The sequence below is a fragment of the Alteribacter keqinensis genome (assembly GCF_003710255.1).
In the GTDB taxonomy this organism is placed as follows: Bacteria; Bacillota; Bacilli; order Bacillales; family Salisediminibacteriaceae; genus Alteribacter; species Alteribacter keqinensis.
The window spans coordinates 464,828-482,007 of record NZ_RHIB01000003.1 but is presented as its reverse complement, the minus strand read 5'-3'; the positions used below and the strand labels follow the sequence as shown (position 1 = coordinate 482,007).

Sequence of the window (17,180 nt, the reverse complement as noted above, 5' to 3'; positions counted from 1 at the left end):
GGTCGATCTCAAATGATCCAGTATATATTTCTTCCCCCTTCCGCTTCCATAGCCGGTCAGGTTTAAATTTGAGATGATTGCTGTTGCCCTGCGCGAGTCAGGTATTTTAAAGAATTCTTTGAATTCCTGGTGGGATAGAGAAGGAGAAATAATATAGGAGTAATCAATTAGCGTTTTTAAAACAAGCAGCCGTCAATTAGATCGAAAGTGGCATTTGGGACATTTCCAGCTTCGTTGAGCGCGGTACATTGAGGTAGGGGTTATGCACTCGGTACATAATATCCCTTTAAGCAGTTGATTTTTTTCAAGGTCGTATTTTTCTAACACATTAAACGGTCTTTCTTGATGTGAATTTAAGAAGATCTGATCTAATTGGGTCAGTTTTTCAATGCAAAGTTTTTTCTCGGTATATTTCTTATCCATTTCCACTAAAAAATAGTCTAAATAGGTGCTTCTGAAAACTCGGTCAGTTTCTTTATATCCTTCGCTAAAGATAATTTCAGGATTTTTATTTGACATCACTACACCGTACTCTACTGGAATATATGATAATCCGTATTTTTTTAACATGACGAGGAGCTTTTTTCGCTGGGTCTTTACTTGTAAAACAGGGTCGTCATGGACCTCCTTTCGTCCATCGTGGTAGATCTGCCTGACTTGTTTCGTTTCCTCATTAAATTCGAGTGAGGCGCCGCCCCAGTTTTTTATTTCGATAATCATTAAATAATACGGGGTGACCAGTAAAGTGTCCATTTGAAAAGCTGTTTGAGAGGCCGGCAGCCTCAGGTTATGGTACAAATAGCTGGTGGGGGAATTGCTGATATTCTCGAGATAGTAGTCTACAGATTTTTCGCCATTAAATCCAGATTGTGTGATGCCAAGGTCTCTTTTAAAGTTTTTATATTTCGGATGGGCTTCAGGAAACCTCGGTTCTGTGGCATCGAGTGCGAGGAGTTCAAACGTAGGTTTTCGGGGTTTTCTTATCACGGGTCTCTTCCTTTCTTTTTTATAAGAACTTATGTTCTATATCAAAGAGAGGAAAACCTTTAATTTTCGAGTTTCACCTCTAATAAAGCCTCTTCCTGGTCTTTTTGTGGAAGAGACTTCACTAGCTGGCAGTGGGGTTTAATCAAGTTAGATGCAGATTTAACCGAGTTAGGATCCGATTTAAACCAGTTAGGAACTGCTTTAATCAAGTTAGCCTCACCTTTAAACGAGTTAGCTGGTTTCCCCTAGCCACGCCGCCATCCGCTCGATATCCTTTGAAAAAACCCGGTCTTCTTTAATAGAAGGAACGACTTTCCGGCCGGCTTCGTAAAACGCGCGTGTCTGTGCTGCCATGTTATCCACCCCGCGGTACTCCACGGCCTGCATGGCACAGATCGCTTCGATGGCGATAACACGCCGGAGGTTGCCGGCAATCATCCAGGCATGGCGGGCGCCGGTCGTGCCCATGCTCACGTGATCTTCCTGATTGGCAGATGACGGGATCGAGTCCACGCTCGCCGGGTGGGCGAGGGTTTTGTTTTCCGAAACGAGTGAGGCGGCCACATACTGCATGATCATCGCCCCTGATTCAAGACCTGGGCGGGGGCTTAAAAAGGCCGGCAGATCGTTCAGCTGTGGATTGACGAGGCGCTCAATCCGGCGCTCTGAAATGTTGGCCATCTCGGCCATGGCGATGGCGAGGAAGTCCATTGCAAGGGCGATCATCTGACCGTGAAAGTTCCCGCCGCTCAGTACTTTTTCCCCGTCATCAAAAATAAGGGGATTGTCTGTGGCCGCGTTCATTTCCGTTTCCAGCTGTTTTTTTACGTAGCCGAGTGCCTCTCTGCTCGCCCCGTGGACCTGAGGAATACACCGAAGCGAATAGGCGTCCTGCACTCTCAGCTCCCCCTGCTTCGTGACAAGTCTGCTGCCGGCTAAAACAGACCGGATGGAAGCGGCTGTCCGGATCTGTTCCTCATGACCCCGGGCAAGATGAATCGACTCGTCAAAGGCATCGATGATTCCCCGGAGTCCTTCCATGGTCATGGAAGCAACCCTGTCGGCATGATCAAAGAGCCGTGCCGCCTCGAGCCAGGCAAGAGCACCGACACTCGTCATGGCCTGGGTGCCGTTGATCAGGGCGAGACCTTCTTTTGCCTGAAGTTCTAGAGGCTCGAGTCCGGCTGCATGAAGAGCCTGGGGCGCGGCAACCTTTTGTCCTTTCGCCACCACTTCCCCTTCCCCTAAAAGGCCGAGTGCCAGATGGGCGAGCGGGGCCAGGTCGCCGCTTGCCCCGAGAGATCCCTGGGACGGGACGACCGGATGAATTTCTTCATTTAAAAAGGCAATAATCTGATTGACCACATCCGGGCGGACGCCGGAAAATCCTTTTAGCATCGTGTTTACCCTGAGGAGAAGCATCCCCCGGGATACTTCTTCGGGAAACGCCTCCCCTACTCCGCACGCGTGGGAAAGAATCAGATTCCGCTGGAGCTTGACCACGTCCTCTTTTGCGATGGCGATGTCGCTGAATTTTCCAAATCCTGTATTGATGCCGTAGACGGTTTCTCCGTTATTGACGATCCGGTCCACAGCACACCGGCTTGCCGTTACTCTTTTCATGGCTTCTTTATCTGCGGCCACGCATTCTTTTCCCTTAACCACCCGCTCAAAAAGCGTGAGTGTCATGTCGTTTCCTGTTAAAATCACCATTTCTTTTCCCCCTGCCTTTCTTCATGCACCGAAATAAAGCACGAAAAAAGAGACCTGGTCAAAAAATCACATCCGATTTTTTGTCCGGGTCTCTTTTGTTATTTTCAGAATGAAGCCTTCCATGGCTCATCACCTTTTTCTGTTTGAATAGTTAATTTCCGCTCATTGCACTTTCCGCGGGCGGCTCGATCCTCAGCGCTTTGCGCTTCCGGGGTCTCCCCGGAACTCGCTCCTCCCGCAGGAGTGTCGCGCATTCGCTTCAACAATTTTATACAACAAGACCTTAACACAATCATTAAACCAAGCCCGTTTCTACCTCTTTAATCCAGTGCCTGGCAGAATATGAGCTCACCGGCACCCCCACGGAAAGCGAAGAGCATGGAGGCAGCATCAACACCCTTTAGTTTTGGATATCTCCTTTCTATTTTATTAAACATTCTGACATTTAGTCAACCTGAAGCGCTTTCTTTTCTTCAATTCTGTTTGCCTGTGCTATACTATTCCGTGAATCGACAAAACAGGAGGAATGACACGATGATTAACGTTACGTTAAATAACGGACTTGAGATGCCTCAGCTTGGTTTTGGCGTGTGGCAGGTTGAAGATGACCGTGCTGTGACGGCTGTGACAAACGCCCTTGATACCGGCTACCGCTCCATCGATACCGCGATGATTTATCAAAATGAACGAGGTGTTGGAAAGGCGCTGCGCCAGTCCAGTGTTCCACGTGAAAATATCTTTCTGACTACGAAGGTCTGGAACTCGGACCAGGGGTACGACGAGACCCTGAAAGCATTTGACGATAGTCTTGAGCGTCTTGGCACAGACTATGTTGATCTTTACCTGATCCACTGGCCGACACCGGAATATGACGACTACGTGGATACATATAAAGCGATGGAGAAGCTCTACCACGACGGCAAAGTGAAAGCGATTGGCGTATGTAACTTTGACATTGAGCACCTCGAGCGTCTTCTTGATGAGTGCGATGTGAAGCCTGTGGTAAACCAGGTGGAGTGTCATCCGTACTTTGCCCAGAACGAACTGAAGGCGTTCTGTAAAAAGCATGACATCTTCGTGGAAGCGTGGAGTCCTCTTATGCAGGGCGGTGACGTTCTTGAAAATGAGGTTGTGAAGGAAATCGCTGACGCACACGGCAAAACACCGGCACAGGTGGTAATCCGCTGGCACCTGCAGAACGATTCCATCGTCATTCCAAAGTCTGTGACACCTTCACGAATCAAGGAAAACTTCGATGTGTTTGACTTCGAACTTTCGGCTGACGATATGCAAGCCATTGACGAGCTCGACCGCGGTGAGCGAAAAGGTCCGAAACCTACTGAAATGAATAGAAGATAACGTTAAAAGACCTAGAGAGCCCCTGTGGTTCTCCAGGTCTTTTATTTACGCTCTTTTAGCAAGGTTGTTGCTCTTACAATAGTAAATTTTGCTACAGGCGGACTTTTTCCACATTAGGCATCATTTCAGCCTCCTAGTGGAAAACACCCGGACCACAAAAAAGTCAATTTGTTCAGATAAGTACTCCGAAACCACCATACGGTCTTCAATCGATACTATTCCAGCAGGGGTCGCCGCCTTTCGATCCAATTTTTATAGCAACAATTTATCCGAAAACAGCTTTAATTTAACTTTACTAAATCGGAAGTGTAACGAAATCCTTTTAGTATTATGCTCCGCTGGACGCCAGCAGTGAGACTCCTGCGACTGTGGGGGCCAGGCGAGACCCCGCAGGGCATAGCCCGCGGAGGCTCACCGGCACCGTCGCGGAAAGCGAGCGGCTGGCGTTCAGCGGAGCTCAGGTAAACTGACTTAAGGGTATATTCATTTGAATTTATCATGAAAGATGCCTCGTTTTCTGCATATACTCTACTACTCGGAATATGGGGAGGTGAAAGGATGGGCGTCCGCTTTATTAAAACGGCTGTTGTCTACTTTGTCGTCAGTATCGCTGTTCTCACGTACATGACGCTGGCAGGCGATCAGGCTGCGGGTCCTCTCTTCATTAACACTGCCGTTCTCGGCTGGTGTTCCCTTGCGCTTACGGGTATCATTTATCACTTCTTTCCGAAGGCTGGCGAAAACAAGCTGGCACACCTTCATTTCTGGCTTTACAACACGAGCCTTCCTCTGTTCCTCACAGGACTTCTTCTTGAACTCACGAACATGAACATCATCTTCCCTCTTTTGCCGGTGAGTGTCACTCTTTTATCCGTTGCCATTTTTGTGTTTATGTATAATGTTTTTTCACATGTGAAAAAGAGGCGGAGGTTATAGGTACCTGGGAGAAAGTGCTTTTACAGTATGAATCGCATTTAAAAAGGGGCCGAAGAGTAAATTCTTCGGCCCTTTCACTTTATATTTAGAGCAAAAAAGGACGGCTATTGTAACCCCTCCCCATTAAAAAAGAGCAATCCCTGGTTGTTCAAGAACTGCCTATGCATCATCACTACCCCAGTAGTCTTCAGATTCCGGGTGCATCGTTTTTTGTTAAAACAATAAATTTTTATTGATAAACAATAAATCAAGGTATATGATAAAAATTACCATGACAGATGAGGTGAGGGTGTATATGAAGCGAGGTTCCATTCCCTTTTTAAAGAGTGCACTTGTGATTATCGGCTTGATCCTACTCGCCATGTGCGTGTTTGTTCTGCCGCCTCTTGCCAACAGCACTGCAGCCATGAACCCGGAGTTTTCTCATTTGAAGTACCCTGTTCTCCTTGGTCTCTATGCTACCGCGATCCCTTTTTACATTGCACTGTATCAGGCATTTAGCCTTTTACGCTGCATTGACAGAAACAACGCCTTTTCAGAGTCAGGGGTAAAAACGTTAAACCAGATTAAAAACTGTGCCACAGTCATTATGGCGCTGTATATTTCAGGCTTTGTTTTTCTTGCCCTCCAGGGGGCCCTTCATCCAGGGATTATCCTTATCGGGGTGACTATTCTCTTTTCCTGCTTTGTCATTTTCGTGTTTGCATCGGTCCTGCAGGAGCTGCTTAGGAATGCACTGAAAATAAAGTCAGAAAACGATATGACGGTTTGAGGTGAGAGCGTGGCAATTCGAATTAACATTGATGTAATGCTGGCAAAACGGAAAATGAGTGTGACCGAGCTGTCCGAAAAAGTCGGCATCACCATGGCCAACCTGTCAATTTTAAAAAACGGGAAAGCAAAAGCGGTCCGCTTTTCCACATTGGAAGCCCTCTGCAGAGCCCTTGACTGCCAGCCTGGGGATATCCTTGAGTATGAAGACGATGGAGATGAGTAACACAGAAAGGGTGAGGAGATGTCACTGCTTTTGCTGACCGGCATATTCGGTATCGTGCTGGTTCTTGTTTGCAAAAAACCGTTAATGAACAAGATCGGGACAACCAGCAAAATGGCACAGAGGCTGAGCCAGGCAACCTGGTTTTACAACCACTGGCTGGCAGGACTGTTCCTGTTCGCACTGAATACCGCCTTGTTTTTCACCACGGGCTTTCTTCTATATCTCCTTACCCTGGTCCTGATTCCATTCGTCCATTTGTTTGTGATGACCGGGGCCGTCATCGCAAGCATCCTTTTGTGGGTCGTTCTCAGCCAAACATGGCGCGGAACGAAAGAAAACCGTCTTAAAATGAGCGCAACGGGAAGCAGCGTTTATCTGATTCTTACCTTGCTCTTCGGGTACTTTTTCGTGACTCTTGAGCCGTCTTATGAAGGACAGGACACCTTTATGGCTGCAATCGGACTGTTGTTTGCCGCCATTGTCACCACCGTGGCCTTTCTCACGTGTCTTACAATTACAGGACTGTATGGAAAAAAGAGCACCGGTGCATAACAAACGTGCTGTGTGACGGCGCTTCTATAAAAATTCTAGATAAACCAGAAAAACACGCTGATCACAAGCCCCACAATGGCTGTGTTTCTCTTATTCTCTTTATTTACAGGCGCATTCTTCGCAATCATCAGGGCAAAGACAATTCCCACCGGAATGGGAATGAAAATCCAGAAAATAAAGCCCCCAAGCATCGTATGAAGGCACTGGTAAGGTAAAGATCGACCTTTTTCAGTGCCTTCTCGTATACCCGAGCATCTTCAGAAAACCCCAGTCCTCCCCCTCGCCCCTCTTGTAAAACAAAAACGCCGTAAGGAGAAGCAGACCAAAGTGCAGAAAGTCAATCTCTATATTCAAGACCATCCCCCTCTTTCCCCTATTGTAGAAACGATGGATAATTCATACAAAAATACCCGGCTATCTCCCCCCAAGCAGGACATCCCTCCCCCAATCTCGAAACCCTATTTCAAGGAGAGATCATTATGCCGACACTTCTCATCGCCGACCGCGACCACGCCGAATGCCAAGGGCTCAAGTGGTTTGCGGAGCGCTCATCACAAAATATGAAAACCATTACGCCCGCCCACAGCTGCGGGGAGCTCCTCGCCGCACTCGATGGCACCACACCCGACGTGCTCATCCTTGAACTGGACCTCCTTTCAGATCCCCGTGCAAAGTCACGGATTATGGGCCTCAGAGAAACAGCCATCATCGCCACCACCGCCGAACCGACCTTTGAAAAAGCAATGCAGGCCTTACATATGAATGCTCTGGACCTGCTCATCAAGCCCCACGCCCCCGCAAGGCTTCAGGCCCTCCTCGCAGCGGCAGCCAAAACGGGGCACTATGAACCTCCGGCTTCAAATGCCGCCACACTTACGTACGACGACCTGTTTGTGAAAAAAGAGCCCAAGGACCGTGCGTACAACGCCGTCGCCTTTGCCCCGTCAAACAGCCGGAGCCGGGAGCGGCTCTCCCGTTTTTTTAGGGAGCAGTCTTTTTCCAGTACGTTCTTTACCCTCAGTGACTGGACGATCGCCATAAGCGACCGGGGGGCTTCTGATTTGGCAAAAGAAGCGAACCGCCTGTTGGACGTGTGGAACAGCAATCAGCCCTCCACCGCCCTGGCAGCCATTTTGTATACACCCGGATCAACGGATATCCATCACCTATATCAGGAGACAAAGCAGTTGATCCCCATCACCTTTTACAAAGGATACAGACAGCTGTTTTCCTTCGAAAGACCGCTCCGTTGGAAAAAAATCGATCCGTTTTTAACACCAAACGAGCAGCGGGAATGGGTGGACATGCTCGCACACAGGGAGCTCGACCGGGTCAAGGACTGGCTCTACTCGAACCTTCTTCATTCCGACGCGCCGTACCCCGAGCCACAGCTTATGAGAACCCGGCTCACGAGCATTCTCGCCCAGGTGAGGCGCTACATGCGTACGTACCGCCTGGACAGAGGTGACGATGAAGCGGCTTACGAAAAACTTTACGGGACAATCCTCCACGGGCCGACCCTTCACGGGATCGTCCAGGATCTGTACCTGTTTATTCAGGACACCATCACCCACGTGAGCCGGGAGCCTGGGAGTATGGACGCAGTGGAAAGGGGAATTCTGTATATAAACGCACAGTATCAGGACCCGAAGCTCAGTCTGTCCAGGGTAGGACAGGCAATCGGCCAGAGTCCCGGGTATTTCAGTGAGGAACTGAAAAAGCGGGAAGGGATGTCCTTTCGCCCGTACCTCATCCGTGTGAGGCTGAAAAAAGCCGAATCCCTTCTCAGGGATTCCACATTATCCATAAAGGAAATCGCCGCGCAGTGCGGCTTTCTATCGAGCAATTACTTCGCCCGGACGTTCAGACAGCACCGCGGTGTTTCACCGAAAGCGTGCCGGGAAGCCTACAGGAGGGAAAACCATGATCACCATACGCAAAGCGGAAACCAGTGATGCAAAGGGCATCGCCCGGGTTCATGTGGACAGCTGGAATGAAACCTACAAAGGCATCATTCCGGATGAAGTCCTGGACGGAAGAACGTATGAAAGGCAGGAAAAAATGTGGAAAGGTGCCCTCGCCGCTGCCCTGGAAGACCGGGCCATTTTTGTCGCCGAAACCGATGGCGGTGAAGTGGTCGGCTTTATTACCGGGGGACCGAACCGGGAACCGGATAAATTTGACGGCTTTGACGCTGAACTTTACGCCGTGTATGTATTAAAAAATGCCCAGGGTCAGGGTGTGGGACGAAAGCTTACGAACAGCCTCACGTCCTTTCTTGGGGAAAAAGGGTACGATTCGATTATGGTCTGGGTCGTGAAAGACAACCCGGCGGTCCGCTTCTACGCCCGGATCGGCGGCCGCCCGATCGGAAAACGGACGGAAACGATGGGCGGAAAGGAAATTGAAGAAATGGCCCTCGGCTGGGACATTTCCGAGTAGGCTCCCTACTCGGTTCCCAGCTTCATCGTTTCAACGAAGTTTTTCGCAAACCGGTCGTAAACAAAATCCATAGCCACCCGGACAAAGGGCGTCTCTTCCTCCCACTCGGCGCTTGGGCGAAAATCGGCGATGCTCTGACCCCGCGTTGCCGGATCGGCGGAGACGCTCACGGGCTTTTCAACGTAATCAAACATGTCGGGCTCCACGAGGGTCATGAGCGCCACCACGTCATGAAACGGCGCCCCTTCAATCTCCGGCACAAGAACGGCGTAGGCATCGGCATAATACGAATAGACCGGCTCAATGAGCGCTGTAAAGCTGTTGAACTCCTCCTGGGTAACGTCGGTGATCATGCGATCAGTGACGATGGCATAGTTTGTGACGTTCAAAGGGACCAGGGTCACGCGCTCCCCTCTTGCCATCACCAGGTTTGCCGCGATCGGATCGCCGTAAAAGTTGGCTTCACTTAGTGGCGTCACGTTTCCCGGGTTGAGAAACGAACCACCCATGATTACGATCTGCTTCACTTTTTCCATCACTTCCCCGCCGAGGATAAACGCCATGGCAAGGGATGTGAGCCTCCCTACATCCACAATCGTCAGCTCACCTTCGTATTGTTCAATCACATCAAACAGATCGGTAAAGTTCAGCAGGTCCCCTTTGATTTCGTCCGGCGGCTGAATCGGGCCGAGCCCGTTTTCCCCGTGAATTTCCGGGTAAAACACTGCCACTTCCCCTGACAGAGGAAAGCGGGCACCGGCATAAATCGGAATATCTTCCCGTCCGGCAAGGGACAGAAGATAGGCGGCGTTGTTGGTTGCCTGTTCCTGGTCCACATTTCCGTAACCGGTCACAATGCCCACAAGCTCAATATCCGGATGCAGAAGGGCATACATAATCGCCACTGAGTCATCAATTCCCGGATCACAAAACAGCAGTACTTTTTCCAAAAATTCCGCACCTCCCCTCACCTCCAGTTTATGTTAACAATTCAGGCAGGTGCCCGTCTGTCAGCAGGATACTTACAACGGCTTGGTTTCCGGCAAAAAAGCTATGATTCTTTGAAAATTGAACCAATTTGTTATTTCCCAGGTGAAATATCAGGGATTTGTCCTTGTTTTCTGTGAAGATCCGTCTGTTTTTACCCGCCCTCCCTTTCTATACTGAAATTATTAAATGGTCAGGATGGTGAAAAGATGAAACAGGTGAGAACAATTCGAAGTAAACGGGGCACTGCCCTTGAGACGAAAGGCTGGATTCAGGAGGCAGCGCTCCGCATGCTTTCAAACAACCTGGACCCGGAGGTGGCGGAAAATCCGGAAGATCTCGTTGTGTACGGCGGGATCGGAAAGGCCGCAAGAAACTGGGAAGCGTTTGACGCTCTTGTTGCGAGTCTGAAAACCCTTGAAAATGACGAAACCCTTCTCGTCCAGTCAGGAAAACCGGTGGCAGTGTTCCGCACACACGCCAACGCCCCGCGGGTGCTCATTGCCAACTCCAACCTCGTTCCGGCGTGGGCAAACTGGGATCACTTTCACGAGCTCGATGCAAAAGGCCTGATGATGTACGGTCAGATGACCGCCGGAAGCTGGATATACATCGGCAGCCAGGGCATCGTTCAGGGCACATATGAAACATTCGGGGAGCTTGCCAAGCAGCACTTTAACGGCTCACTCAAAGGAACGATCACTCTTACTGCCGGCCTCGGAGGCATGGGCGGCGCCCAGCCCCTGGCTGTGACGATGAACGACGGGGTCTGTCTTGCCATCGAAATTGATCCTTCCCGCATTGAAAAACGGATCGAAACCGGCTATCTGGACCGTTCCACCAACTCCCTCGAGGAAGCAATCCGAATGGCCAGACAGGCGAAAAGTCTCGGGGAGCCGTTATCCATCGGGCTTCTCGGAAACGCTGCCGAACTTTTACCCCAAATGATTGAAGACGGCTTTATCCCTGATGTACTGACAGACCAGACCTCCGCTCACGATCCGCTAAACGGCTATGTGCCGGAAGGGTTCAGTCTCGATAAGGCTGCCGCGCTCCGTAAACAGGACCCGAAAGCATACACCGGTCTTTCAAAAGCGAGCATGGCGACCCACGTAAGGGCCATGCTGGAGATGCAAAAACAAGGAGCCATTACTTTTGACTACGGCAACAACATCCGTCAGGTGGCCTTTGATGAAGGTGTCCGGCACGCCTTCGACTTCCCTGGTTTTGTACCGGCCTATATCCGTCCCAAATTTTGCGAAGGGAAAGGGCCGTTTCGATGGGTCGCCCTCTCCGGAGAGCCTGAGGACATCCGGAAAACCGACGAAGTGATTCTCCGTGAGTTTGCGGACAACGAGCATCTGTGCAACTGGATCCGGATGGCTCAGAAGAAAATTCAGTTTCAGGGGCTGCCGTCAAGGATCTGCTGGCTCGGATACGGTGAGCGGGCGCGGTTCGGGAAAATCATCAATCAGATGGTGGCGGACGGTGAGCTCTCGGCCCCGATCGTTATCGGGCGGGACCACCTGGACTCGGGCTCTGTAGCCTCCCCAAACCGGGAAACAGAAGCGATGAAAGACGGCAGTGACGCCGTGGCCGACTGGCCGATTTTAAACGCCCTTATTAACAGCGTCGGCGGTGCGAGCTGGGTGAGCGTGCATCATGGGGGTGGTGTGGGGATGGGGTACTCCCTTCACGCCGGAATGGTGATTGTGGCGGACGGAACGAAAGAAGCAGAAGAACGCCTCGAGCGGGTTCTCACGACCGACCCGGGAATGGGTGTGGCCCGCCACGCCGACGCCGGGTATGAGAAAGCGATTCGTACCGCGGAGGAAAAAGGAATTCACATTCCCATGCTCAAACAGAAAGGAGACGCGCGCCAATGAGCTATACGTTTATTAAACACGCGAACGAGCTTTTGACGGTAAAAGGACATTCTGAAACGCCTGCTGTCAAAGAACAGATGAACAACCTTCATATTATTGAAGACGGAGCTGTGCTGATCGAGGACGATACGATCATCGACGTGGGAACAACCGACAAGCTCAAACGAAAATATGCGGACATTCTTGATGATGCGATTGTGGTTGACGCATCGAATAAAGTGGTGGCACCGGGACTCGTGGATCCCCACACCCACCTCGTGTTTGCCGGAAGCCGGGAAAATGAGTACAACATGCGTCTTCAGGGGGCCAAATATATGGACATCATGGCCAAGGGCGGCGGCATTCACGCCACCACCCGGGCTACTCGCCAGGCGTCCGCGGAACAGCTTTACACCGAAAGCTTTCCCCGTCTCGATTCGTTTTTAAAGCACGGGGTTACAACCGTGGAAGCGAAAAGCGGCTACGGTATGGACTGGGAGGTTGAGCGGCGCCAGATGGAAGTGGCCCACCAGCTCAACCGTGATCACGTTGTGGACATCGTGAGTACGTTCATGGGAGCCCACGTGATTCCCGAGGAATACAAGGATAAACCCGACCAGTTCGTGGACGAGGTGGTAAACGAGATGATCCCCGCCACGGCGGAGCTCGGGCTCGCCGAATTTAACGACGTTTTCTGTGAGCGGGGCGTGTATACACCTGCCCAGAGCCTGCGAATTCTGGAAGCCGGGAAAAAACACGGTCTCATTCCGAAAATCCACGCCGATGAAATCGAACCGTACGGCGGGGCGGAAATTGCCGCGGAGGTGGAGGCCGTGTCCGCCGATCACCTTCTGAAGGTATCCGACCGGGGGCTCAGCATGATGGCCCATAAAGGGGTTGTGGCGGTTCTCCTCCCGGGGACGGCATTCTTTCTCATGACGGAAGCCGCAAACGGACGGAAAGCGATCGACTCGGGTGTACCGGTGGCCCTGTCCACAGACCGGAACCCGGGCTCGTCCCCCAGCACATCGATGCCGTTTATGATTAACCTTGCGAGTCTGACGATGGGCATGACGCCGGCCGAAGCCATTGTGGCGGCCACCATCAACGCTGCCCACGCCATCAAGCGGGCCGACCGGATCGGCAGTATCGAAGCGGGGAAAAAAGCGGATCTCGTTATCTGGGACATTCCGAACCACATGCAGTTTACGTATTTGTACGGTGTGAACCACACAGAAACGGTCATTAAAAACGGGCGCAAAGTGGTTGATAAGGGGGTTCTCGTGTGAATCCATACGAAGGACTCGAACGTCCCCCGTTTGTCTGGAACCAGCACAAAGACGTACCTGAAAAAGTGCACGAATGGATCAGGCCGGTTGGGGAAAAAAGGCCGGAAGATGCTGAAGCCGTCCTATACGGCGTCCCTCTTTCCCGCTCCTCTATCAGCCCCTCGGCGGCTTCCGCGTTTCCCGAAGCCTGCCGCCGGGCATGGCGGGGATTTACGACGTATAACCTCGATGAGGATGTGAATCTGAGCGGGCTTCGTTTGTATGATCTGGGTGACGTGAAGCAGCACGTCACCGATATTCCGCAGTGTCACCAAAACATTGTGGACGCTTCGGCGGATGTGAAACGGCACCACCCGGGGAGCGTCTCCCTGGCCATTGGCGGGGATCACTCGATTACGGCGATGATTGTAAAGGGATTAAAGGAAGCGGCGCCGGATAAGACGATCGGAATTGTGCAGTTGGACACCCACTTTGATCTTAGGGATATGCGGGAGCTCGGTCCGGCGAACGGTACACCGATCCGGAACATGGTGGAATCGGGTCTTGTAAAAGGCGAGCATATTCACAACATCGGGCTCCACGGATTTTTTAATACACCTGATCTCAAAGACTACGCCGACCACCACGGCATTCACTACACCACGCTTAAACAGGCCCGCAAAAACGGCGTTGCCGAGACTGTGGCACAGGCTTTGGAGAGCCTCGGCGGGAAAGTGGATTGTGTTTATTTCACCTGCGACATGGATGTTCTGGATATGGCGTATGCTCCGGGAGTGCCGGCCACGACGCCCGGGGGGATGCGTACCGATGAGCTGTTCGAGGCGGCGCTCGTGTGCGGGCGGCACCCGAAAGTGATGGCGATGGACATCGTCTGCCTCGATCCGGAGAAAGATGTGGCGGGGATGACGGTGAAGGCCGGGACGCATGTGATGCTGTCGTTTCTGACGGGGGTGGCGATGCGGTAGGTTTTAGGTGTGGTTTTGGGCACAGGGGAGGTTTCCTCTGTGTCTTTTTTGAGTGGGTTTTGGGCTAACCTGTTTAAATGGGGAGGCAATCTGTTTAAGTGGTCAGCAAACCTGTTTAAAGGACCTGCTAACCTGTTTAAAGGACGCCCTAACCTGTTTAAAGCAGATCCTGTCTTGTTTAAAACCACGGATGGGACGCTCCTCCTTACTTCCGCCCTAGTAAACTTCTCCTCCATTTGCTACTCCAACGTCTATCTTCCTGATTCCAAGGGATCAATTTCCAATTCTTGATGCGGGATGGATTGTTTTTCTCTATGGTTCAGCTATGATATACGTCAGATTACATATGAAGGTACTGAGAAAGTTGTTTTGTACTTTTTCAGTGGCCTCACATTTAAGGAGGAGACAATATTATGAAGAGAAACCGATGGCTTCACACCTTTTTGGGTGCCGGGGCGTTATCCTTGGCGCTTATGGGGTGCGCTGAAGATGTGGATCAGGATGTGGAGGAACCTGAGGAGGAGCCGGCTGAAGAGGAGGCTTCTGATGAGGGGGAATCGTTTGAGCTGACGATTTTTCATACGAATGATACCCACGGCAGGACGAATATGTATCCTCAGCTGATTACGACGTTGAATGAAGCGAAAGAACAGTATGGTGAGGGGCTTTTGCTTGATGCGGGGGATGTGTTTTCCGGTACGCTCTATTTTAACGAATTCAGCGGCCAGGATGCCCTGGAGTTTATGAATCTTATGGAATACGACGCGTTTGTCCCGGGAAATCACGAGTTTGACCTTGGGGACCCGGACACGGGCCACCAGGAGCTCGTTGACTTTATTAAAGGAGCGGAGTTCCCTGTTGTGGGGGCGAATATGGACTTTTCCGGCGATGAAGGTCTGAGCGCTCTGGCAAATGAAGGGGTCAGCTTTGAAGCGGAGAACGGGCAGATTTACGACGGAATTGTTCTGGAGCATGACGGTGAGGAAATCGGTGTATTCGGTTTGAATACAGAGGATACTGAATCGATTTCCAGCCCGTTTGATGTAGCGTTCACAAACTATGTGGAGGCAGCCGAGGGTATGGTTGAAGCCTTTGAAGCGGAAGGCGTCAATAAGATTGTGGCCCTTACCCACCTCGGGTATGACAGCGATCCGAGCGTCGGCAATGACCTCCTTTTAGCACAGCAGGTTGAGGGGATTGACGTGATCATCGGCGGACACAGCCATACGGAAATCGCTCCGCCGACGGTCGTTACCGAAAACGCTGACGGTGAGGAAATGGATCCGACCGTGATCGGACAGGCGGGTGAATACGGCCAGTACCTTGGGGTGATGAATGTCTCCTTTGATGAAAACGGTGTTGTGCTGGAGGCTGATGGAGAACTTCTTGCCACCGAGGAACGTGAAGCGGATCCTGAAGCCGCTGAGATGCTCGCTCCGTACACCGAACAGATTGAGGAGCTGGAGAGTGAAGGTGCCGGTTCGTCAGTGGTAACCGAGCTTCCAAACCCGCGTCATGGTGAAGGCGATGAGAAAAGTGTTCGGGCAAACGAGACGGCTCTTGGCAATTTAATCGCCGATGCCCAGCTTGAGGCTGCATTATCGGCTGATGAAAATACGGTTATGGCCTTGCAAAACGGGGGCGGTATCCGTACGTCACTTCCTGAAGGAGACATTACGATCGGTCATTTAATTGAGGTTCAGCCGTTCGGCAACCGCCTGACACTGCTTGAAGTTTCAGGAGAGGAATTGATCGAAGCCTTTGAGGTGAGTGTCTATGATGCCCCTGAGGAAAGCGGGGCGTTCCTTCAAGTATCCTCCGGAACCCGACTGACCTATGACAGCAGCCAGGAGCCTGGAGAACGTGTCGTTTCTGTTGAAATTGACGTGGACGGTTCCTATGAGGAGATTGATCCGGACGAAACGTATACGATTGCCACTAACAACTTCACGGCTACTGGTGGCGACGGCTTTACCGTTTTCGCTGATGCGTATGATGACGGCCGCGGCACGATTGTCGGCTTCACTGACTGGGAGATGCTTCGTGATTATATGGCTGACCACGGTGAAGTGGATTATGAGACGGAAGACCGGATTGTGGATGTGGCTGAGGGAGAATAGAAGATTGTATGTTTTGGCATCCCCTGGTTCTTTTTTGGGCCGGGGGTTTTTTGCTGAGTTTTTTGTGGGCGGGGGGCCGGGCTAACTTGATTAAAGCAGTTTCTAACTTGATTAAAGAAGATCCTAACTTGTTTAAAAGGATCTTTATGTGTATTTTTGTATGAGTTCACCTACAGAGTAACCAATAAAATCCTCATGGCTGCGAAGTTTTCTGTCTTCTGATACGAGATTGATTCCCAGTTTGGAAGATTCATACATTATCATCAGATCATAAATGGTTGAGAGTTTTTGCTGCTTGGAGAATATTTTGAGTATACGCATGAGGCTTTCTTTATCAGGGTGTACGAAGAAGTCTTTTTCAAAGAAGGGAATTAGTATGTCGGTGATCTTTCGAACAGGCAAAGCGATACGGTTCTTTGGCTTACCCTCCTCATCATATGCAATGAGTCTTTTCGCTCCGAAAAACACGACTACTTCTACTAAAACATGATAGGAGAAGTAAAAATCTATGATGCCTTTTTCGGCAAGGCTGAAAACGCCTTCAGCGTTTTCGAGATTTGAATCTGCTGTGAGGAAACTGATAATGATATTGGAATCAAGAATGAGCTGTTCTTTTTCCATAGGCATTAACGGTTCTTTTCATCAATAATGGTTTGAGCATAATACTTATGCGCTGATTCAATTCCTTCATCACAAATCTTTGTGGAGATGGAGAACACGCCTTTGAATTCATTTAAAGGGGTTTCTTTCGTCCACTGCTGACTAGCACCTTTTTTCAGTACACATGTTTCATCATTCACTTGACGATTGGCAGAAATGACATGACGGCCGGACACTTGAGGATATAGATGACCTCTTCGCCCTCTGGTTACACGTCTAGCTTTCATTACAGACATTCTTTTCCCACCTTTCATAAACCTTTTTCTCATCATAACACTTCCCCCTGAAATCTAATAGTAATCAGTATA

General features: G+C 50.6%; 19 protein-coding genes. 12 read left to right on the top strand and 7 right to left on the bottom strand.

Annotated features, from left to right (window positions below; all coding sequences use genetic code 11):
* Window positions 1-192: 192 nt before the first annotated feature.
* Together EBO34_RS17740 and hutH are read right to left on the bottom strand one after the other, a co-directional pair.
* The gene (locus EBO34_RS17740; protein WP_183163944.1) at window positions 193-987 is read right to left on the bottom strand and encodes an NERD domain-containing protein; all 795 of its coding nucleotides are present in this window, start codon (window positions 985-987) and stop codon (window positions 193-195) included.
* 231 nt (window positions 988-1,218) lie between these two features.
* The gene (gene hutH, locus EBO34_RS17735) at window positions 1,219-2,700 is read right to left on the bottom strand and encodes a histidine ammonia-lyase (protein WP_122901062.1); all 1,482 of its coding nucleotides are present in this window, start codon (window positions 2,698-2,700) and stop codon (window positions 1,219-1,221) included.
* A 534-nt stretch (window positions 2,701-3,234) separates the two neighbouring features.
* Between hutH and EBO34_RS17725 the strand changes: the two genes are divergently transcribed.
* The 5 genes from EBO34_RS17725 (at window position 3,235) to EBO34_RS17705 (ending at window position 6,544) form a co-directional block, all read left to right on the top strand.
* Complete coding sequence (locus EBO34_RS17725; RefSeq protein WP_122901058.1) at window positions 3,235-4,059, top strand: aldo/keto reductase; 825 nt, start codon at window positions 3,235-3,237, stop codon at window positions 4,057-4,059.
* 558 nt (window positions 4,060-4,617) lie between these two features.
* Entirely contained in the window at window positions 4,618-4,995 is a 378-nt protein-coding gene (locus tag EBO34_RS17720) for a cytochrome-c oxidase (protein ID WP_122901056.1), read from the top strand.
* A 295-nt stretch (window positions 4,996-5,290) separates the two neighbouring features.
* The gene (locus tag EBO34_RS17715) at window positions 5,291-5,767 is read left to right on the top strand and encodes a DUF2975 domain-containing protein (RefSeq protein ID WP_122901054.1); all 477 of its coding nucleotides are present in this window, start codon (window positions 5,291-5,293) and stop codon (window positions 5,765-5,767) included.
* Window positions 5,768-5,776: 9 nt separating this feature from the next.
* Window positions 5,777-5,992 carry a helix-turn-helix domain-containing protein gene (locus EBO34_RS17710; protein ID WP_122901052.1) on the top strand — a complete coding sequence of 72 codons (216 nt, stop codon included), beginning with the start codon at window positions 5,777-5,779 and terminating at the stop codon, window positions 5,990-5,992.
* An 18-nt stretch (window positions 5,993-6,010) separates the two neighbouring features.
* A complete protein-coding gene (locus EBO34_RS17705; RefSeq protein WP_122901049.1) occupies window positions 6,011-6,544 on the top strand; it encodes a hypothetical protein in 534 nt (177 codons plus the stop codon).
* Between the two features lie 35 nt (window positions 6,545-6,579).
* Here the strand turns inward: EBO34_RS17705 and EBO34_RS20820 are convergent, their stop codons facing one another.
* Together EBO34_RS20820 and EBO34_RS21120 are read right to left on the bottom strand one after the other, a co-directional pair.
* A complete protein-coding gene (locus EBO34_RS20820) occupies window positions 6,580-6,735 on the bottom strand; it encodes a hypothetical protein (RefSeq protein ID WP_183163943.1) in 156 nt (51 codons plus the stop codon).
* A 37-nt stretch (window positions 6,736-6,772) separates the two neighbouring features.
* Complete coding sequence (locus tag EBO34_RS21120) at window positions 6,773-6,898, bottom strand: hypothetical protein (protein ID WP_283234598.1); 126 nt, start codon at window positions 6,896-6,898, stop codon at window positions 6,773-6,775.
* Window positions 6,899-7,023: 125 nt separating this feature from the next.
* Between EBO34_RS21120 and EBO34_RS17700 the strand changes: the two genes are divergently transcribed.
* Window positions 7,024-8,499 carry a helix-turn-helix domain-containing protein gene (locus EBO34_RS17700; protein WP_122901047.1) on the top strand — a complete coding sequence of 492 codons (1,476 nt, stop codon included), beginning with the start codon at window positions 7,024-7,026 and terminating at the stop codon, window positions 8,497-8,499.
* The gene (locus tag EBO34_RS17695) at window positions 8,468-8,986 is read left to right on the top strand and encodes a GNAT family N-acetyltransferase (RefSeq protein WP_122901046.1); all 519 of its coding nucleotides are present in this window, start codon (window positions 8,468-8,470) and stop codon (window positions 8,984-8,986) included. Before EBO34_RS17700 ends, EBO34_RS17695 begins: the two co-directional genes overlap by 32 nt.
* 5 nt (window positions 8,987-8,991) lie before the next feature.
* Here EBO34_RS17695 and EBO34_RS17690 read toward each other — a convergent pair whose 3' ends face one another.
* On the bottom strand, window positions 8,992-9,936 hold the full coding sequence (locus EBO34_RS17690) for a nucleoside hydrolase (protein ID WP_122901044.1): 945 nt from the start codon (window positions 9,934-9,936) through the stop codon (window positions 8,992-8,994).
* A gap of 246 nt (window positions 9,937-10,182) precedes the next feature.
* On the opposite strand from EBO34_RS17690, the gene hutU reads away from it, so the two are divergent.
* From hutU to EBO34_RS17665, 5 genes are all read left to right on the top strand, one after another.
* Window positions 10,183-11,859, top strand: coding sequence for a urocanate hydratase (gene hutU, locus EBO34_RS17685; protein ID WP_122901042.1), 1,677 nt, complete (start codon window positions 10,183-10,185; stop codon window positions 11,857-11,859).
* Complete coding sequence (gene hutI / locus EBO34_RS17680; protein ID WP_122901040.1) at window positions 11,856-13,127, top strand: imidazolonepropionase; 1,272 nt, start codon at window positions 11,856-11,858, stop codon at window positions 13,125-13,127. The genes hutU and hutI overlap by 4 nt, the downstream gene beginning before the upstream one ends.
* Window positions 13,124-14,092, top strand: coding sequence for an agmatinase family protein (locus tag EBO34_RS17675; RefSeq protein ID WP_122901038.1), 969 nt, complete (start codon window positions 13,124-13,126; stop codon window positions 14,090-14,092). Before hutI ends, EBO34_RS17675 begins: the two co-directional genes overlap by 4 nt.
* Window positions 14,093-14,131: 39 nt before the next feature.
* Entirely contained in the window at window positions 14,132-14,383 is a 252-nt protein-coding gene (locus tag EBO34_RS17670; RefSeq protein ID WP_122901036.1) for a hypothetical protein, read from the top strand.
* A 122-nt stretch (window positions 14,384-14,505) separates the two neighbouring features.
* A complete protein-coding gene (locus tag EBO34_RS17665) occupies window positions 14,506-16,212 on the top strand; it encodes a bifunctional metallophosphatase/5'-nucleotidase (protein ID WP_221175161.1) in 1,707 nt (568 codons plus the stop codon).
* Window positions 16,213-16,356: 144 nt separating this feature from the next.
* On the opposite strand, the gene EBO34_RS17660 is transcribed toward EBO34_RS17665, so the two are convergent.
* Window positions 16,357-16,839 carry a PIN domain-containing protein gene (locus EBO34_RS17660; protein WP_122901034.1) on the bottom strand — a complete coding sequence of 161 codons (483 nt, stop codon included), beginning with the start codon at window positions 16,837-16,839 and terminating at the stop codon, window positions 16,357-16,359.
* Window positions 16,839-17,108 (bottom strand): hypothetical protein, encoded by a 270-nt coding sequence (locus EBO34_RS17655; protein ID WP_142996811.1) that lies wholly within the window; start codon window positions 17,106-17,108, stop codon window positions 16,839-16,841. Before EBO34_RS17655 ends, EBO34_RS17660 begins: the two co-directional genes overlap by 1 nt.
* Window positions 17,109-17,180: the final 72 nt, after the last annotated feature.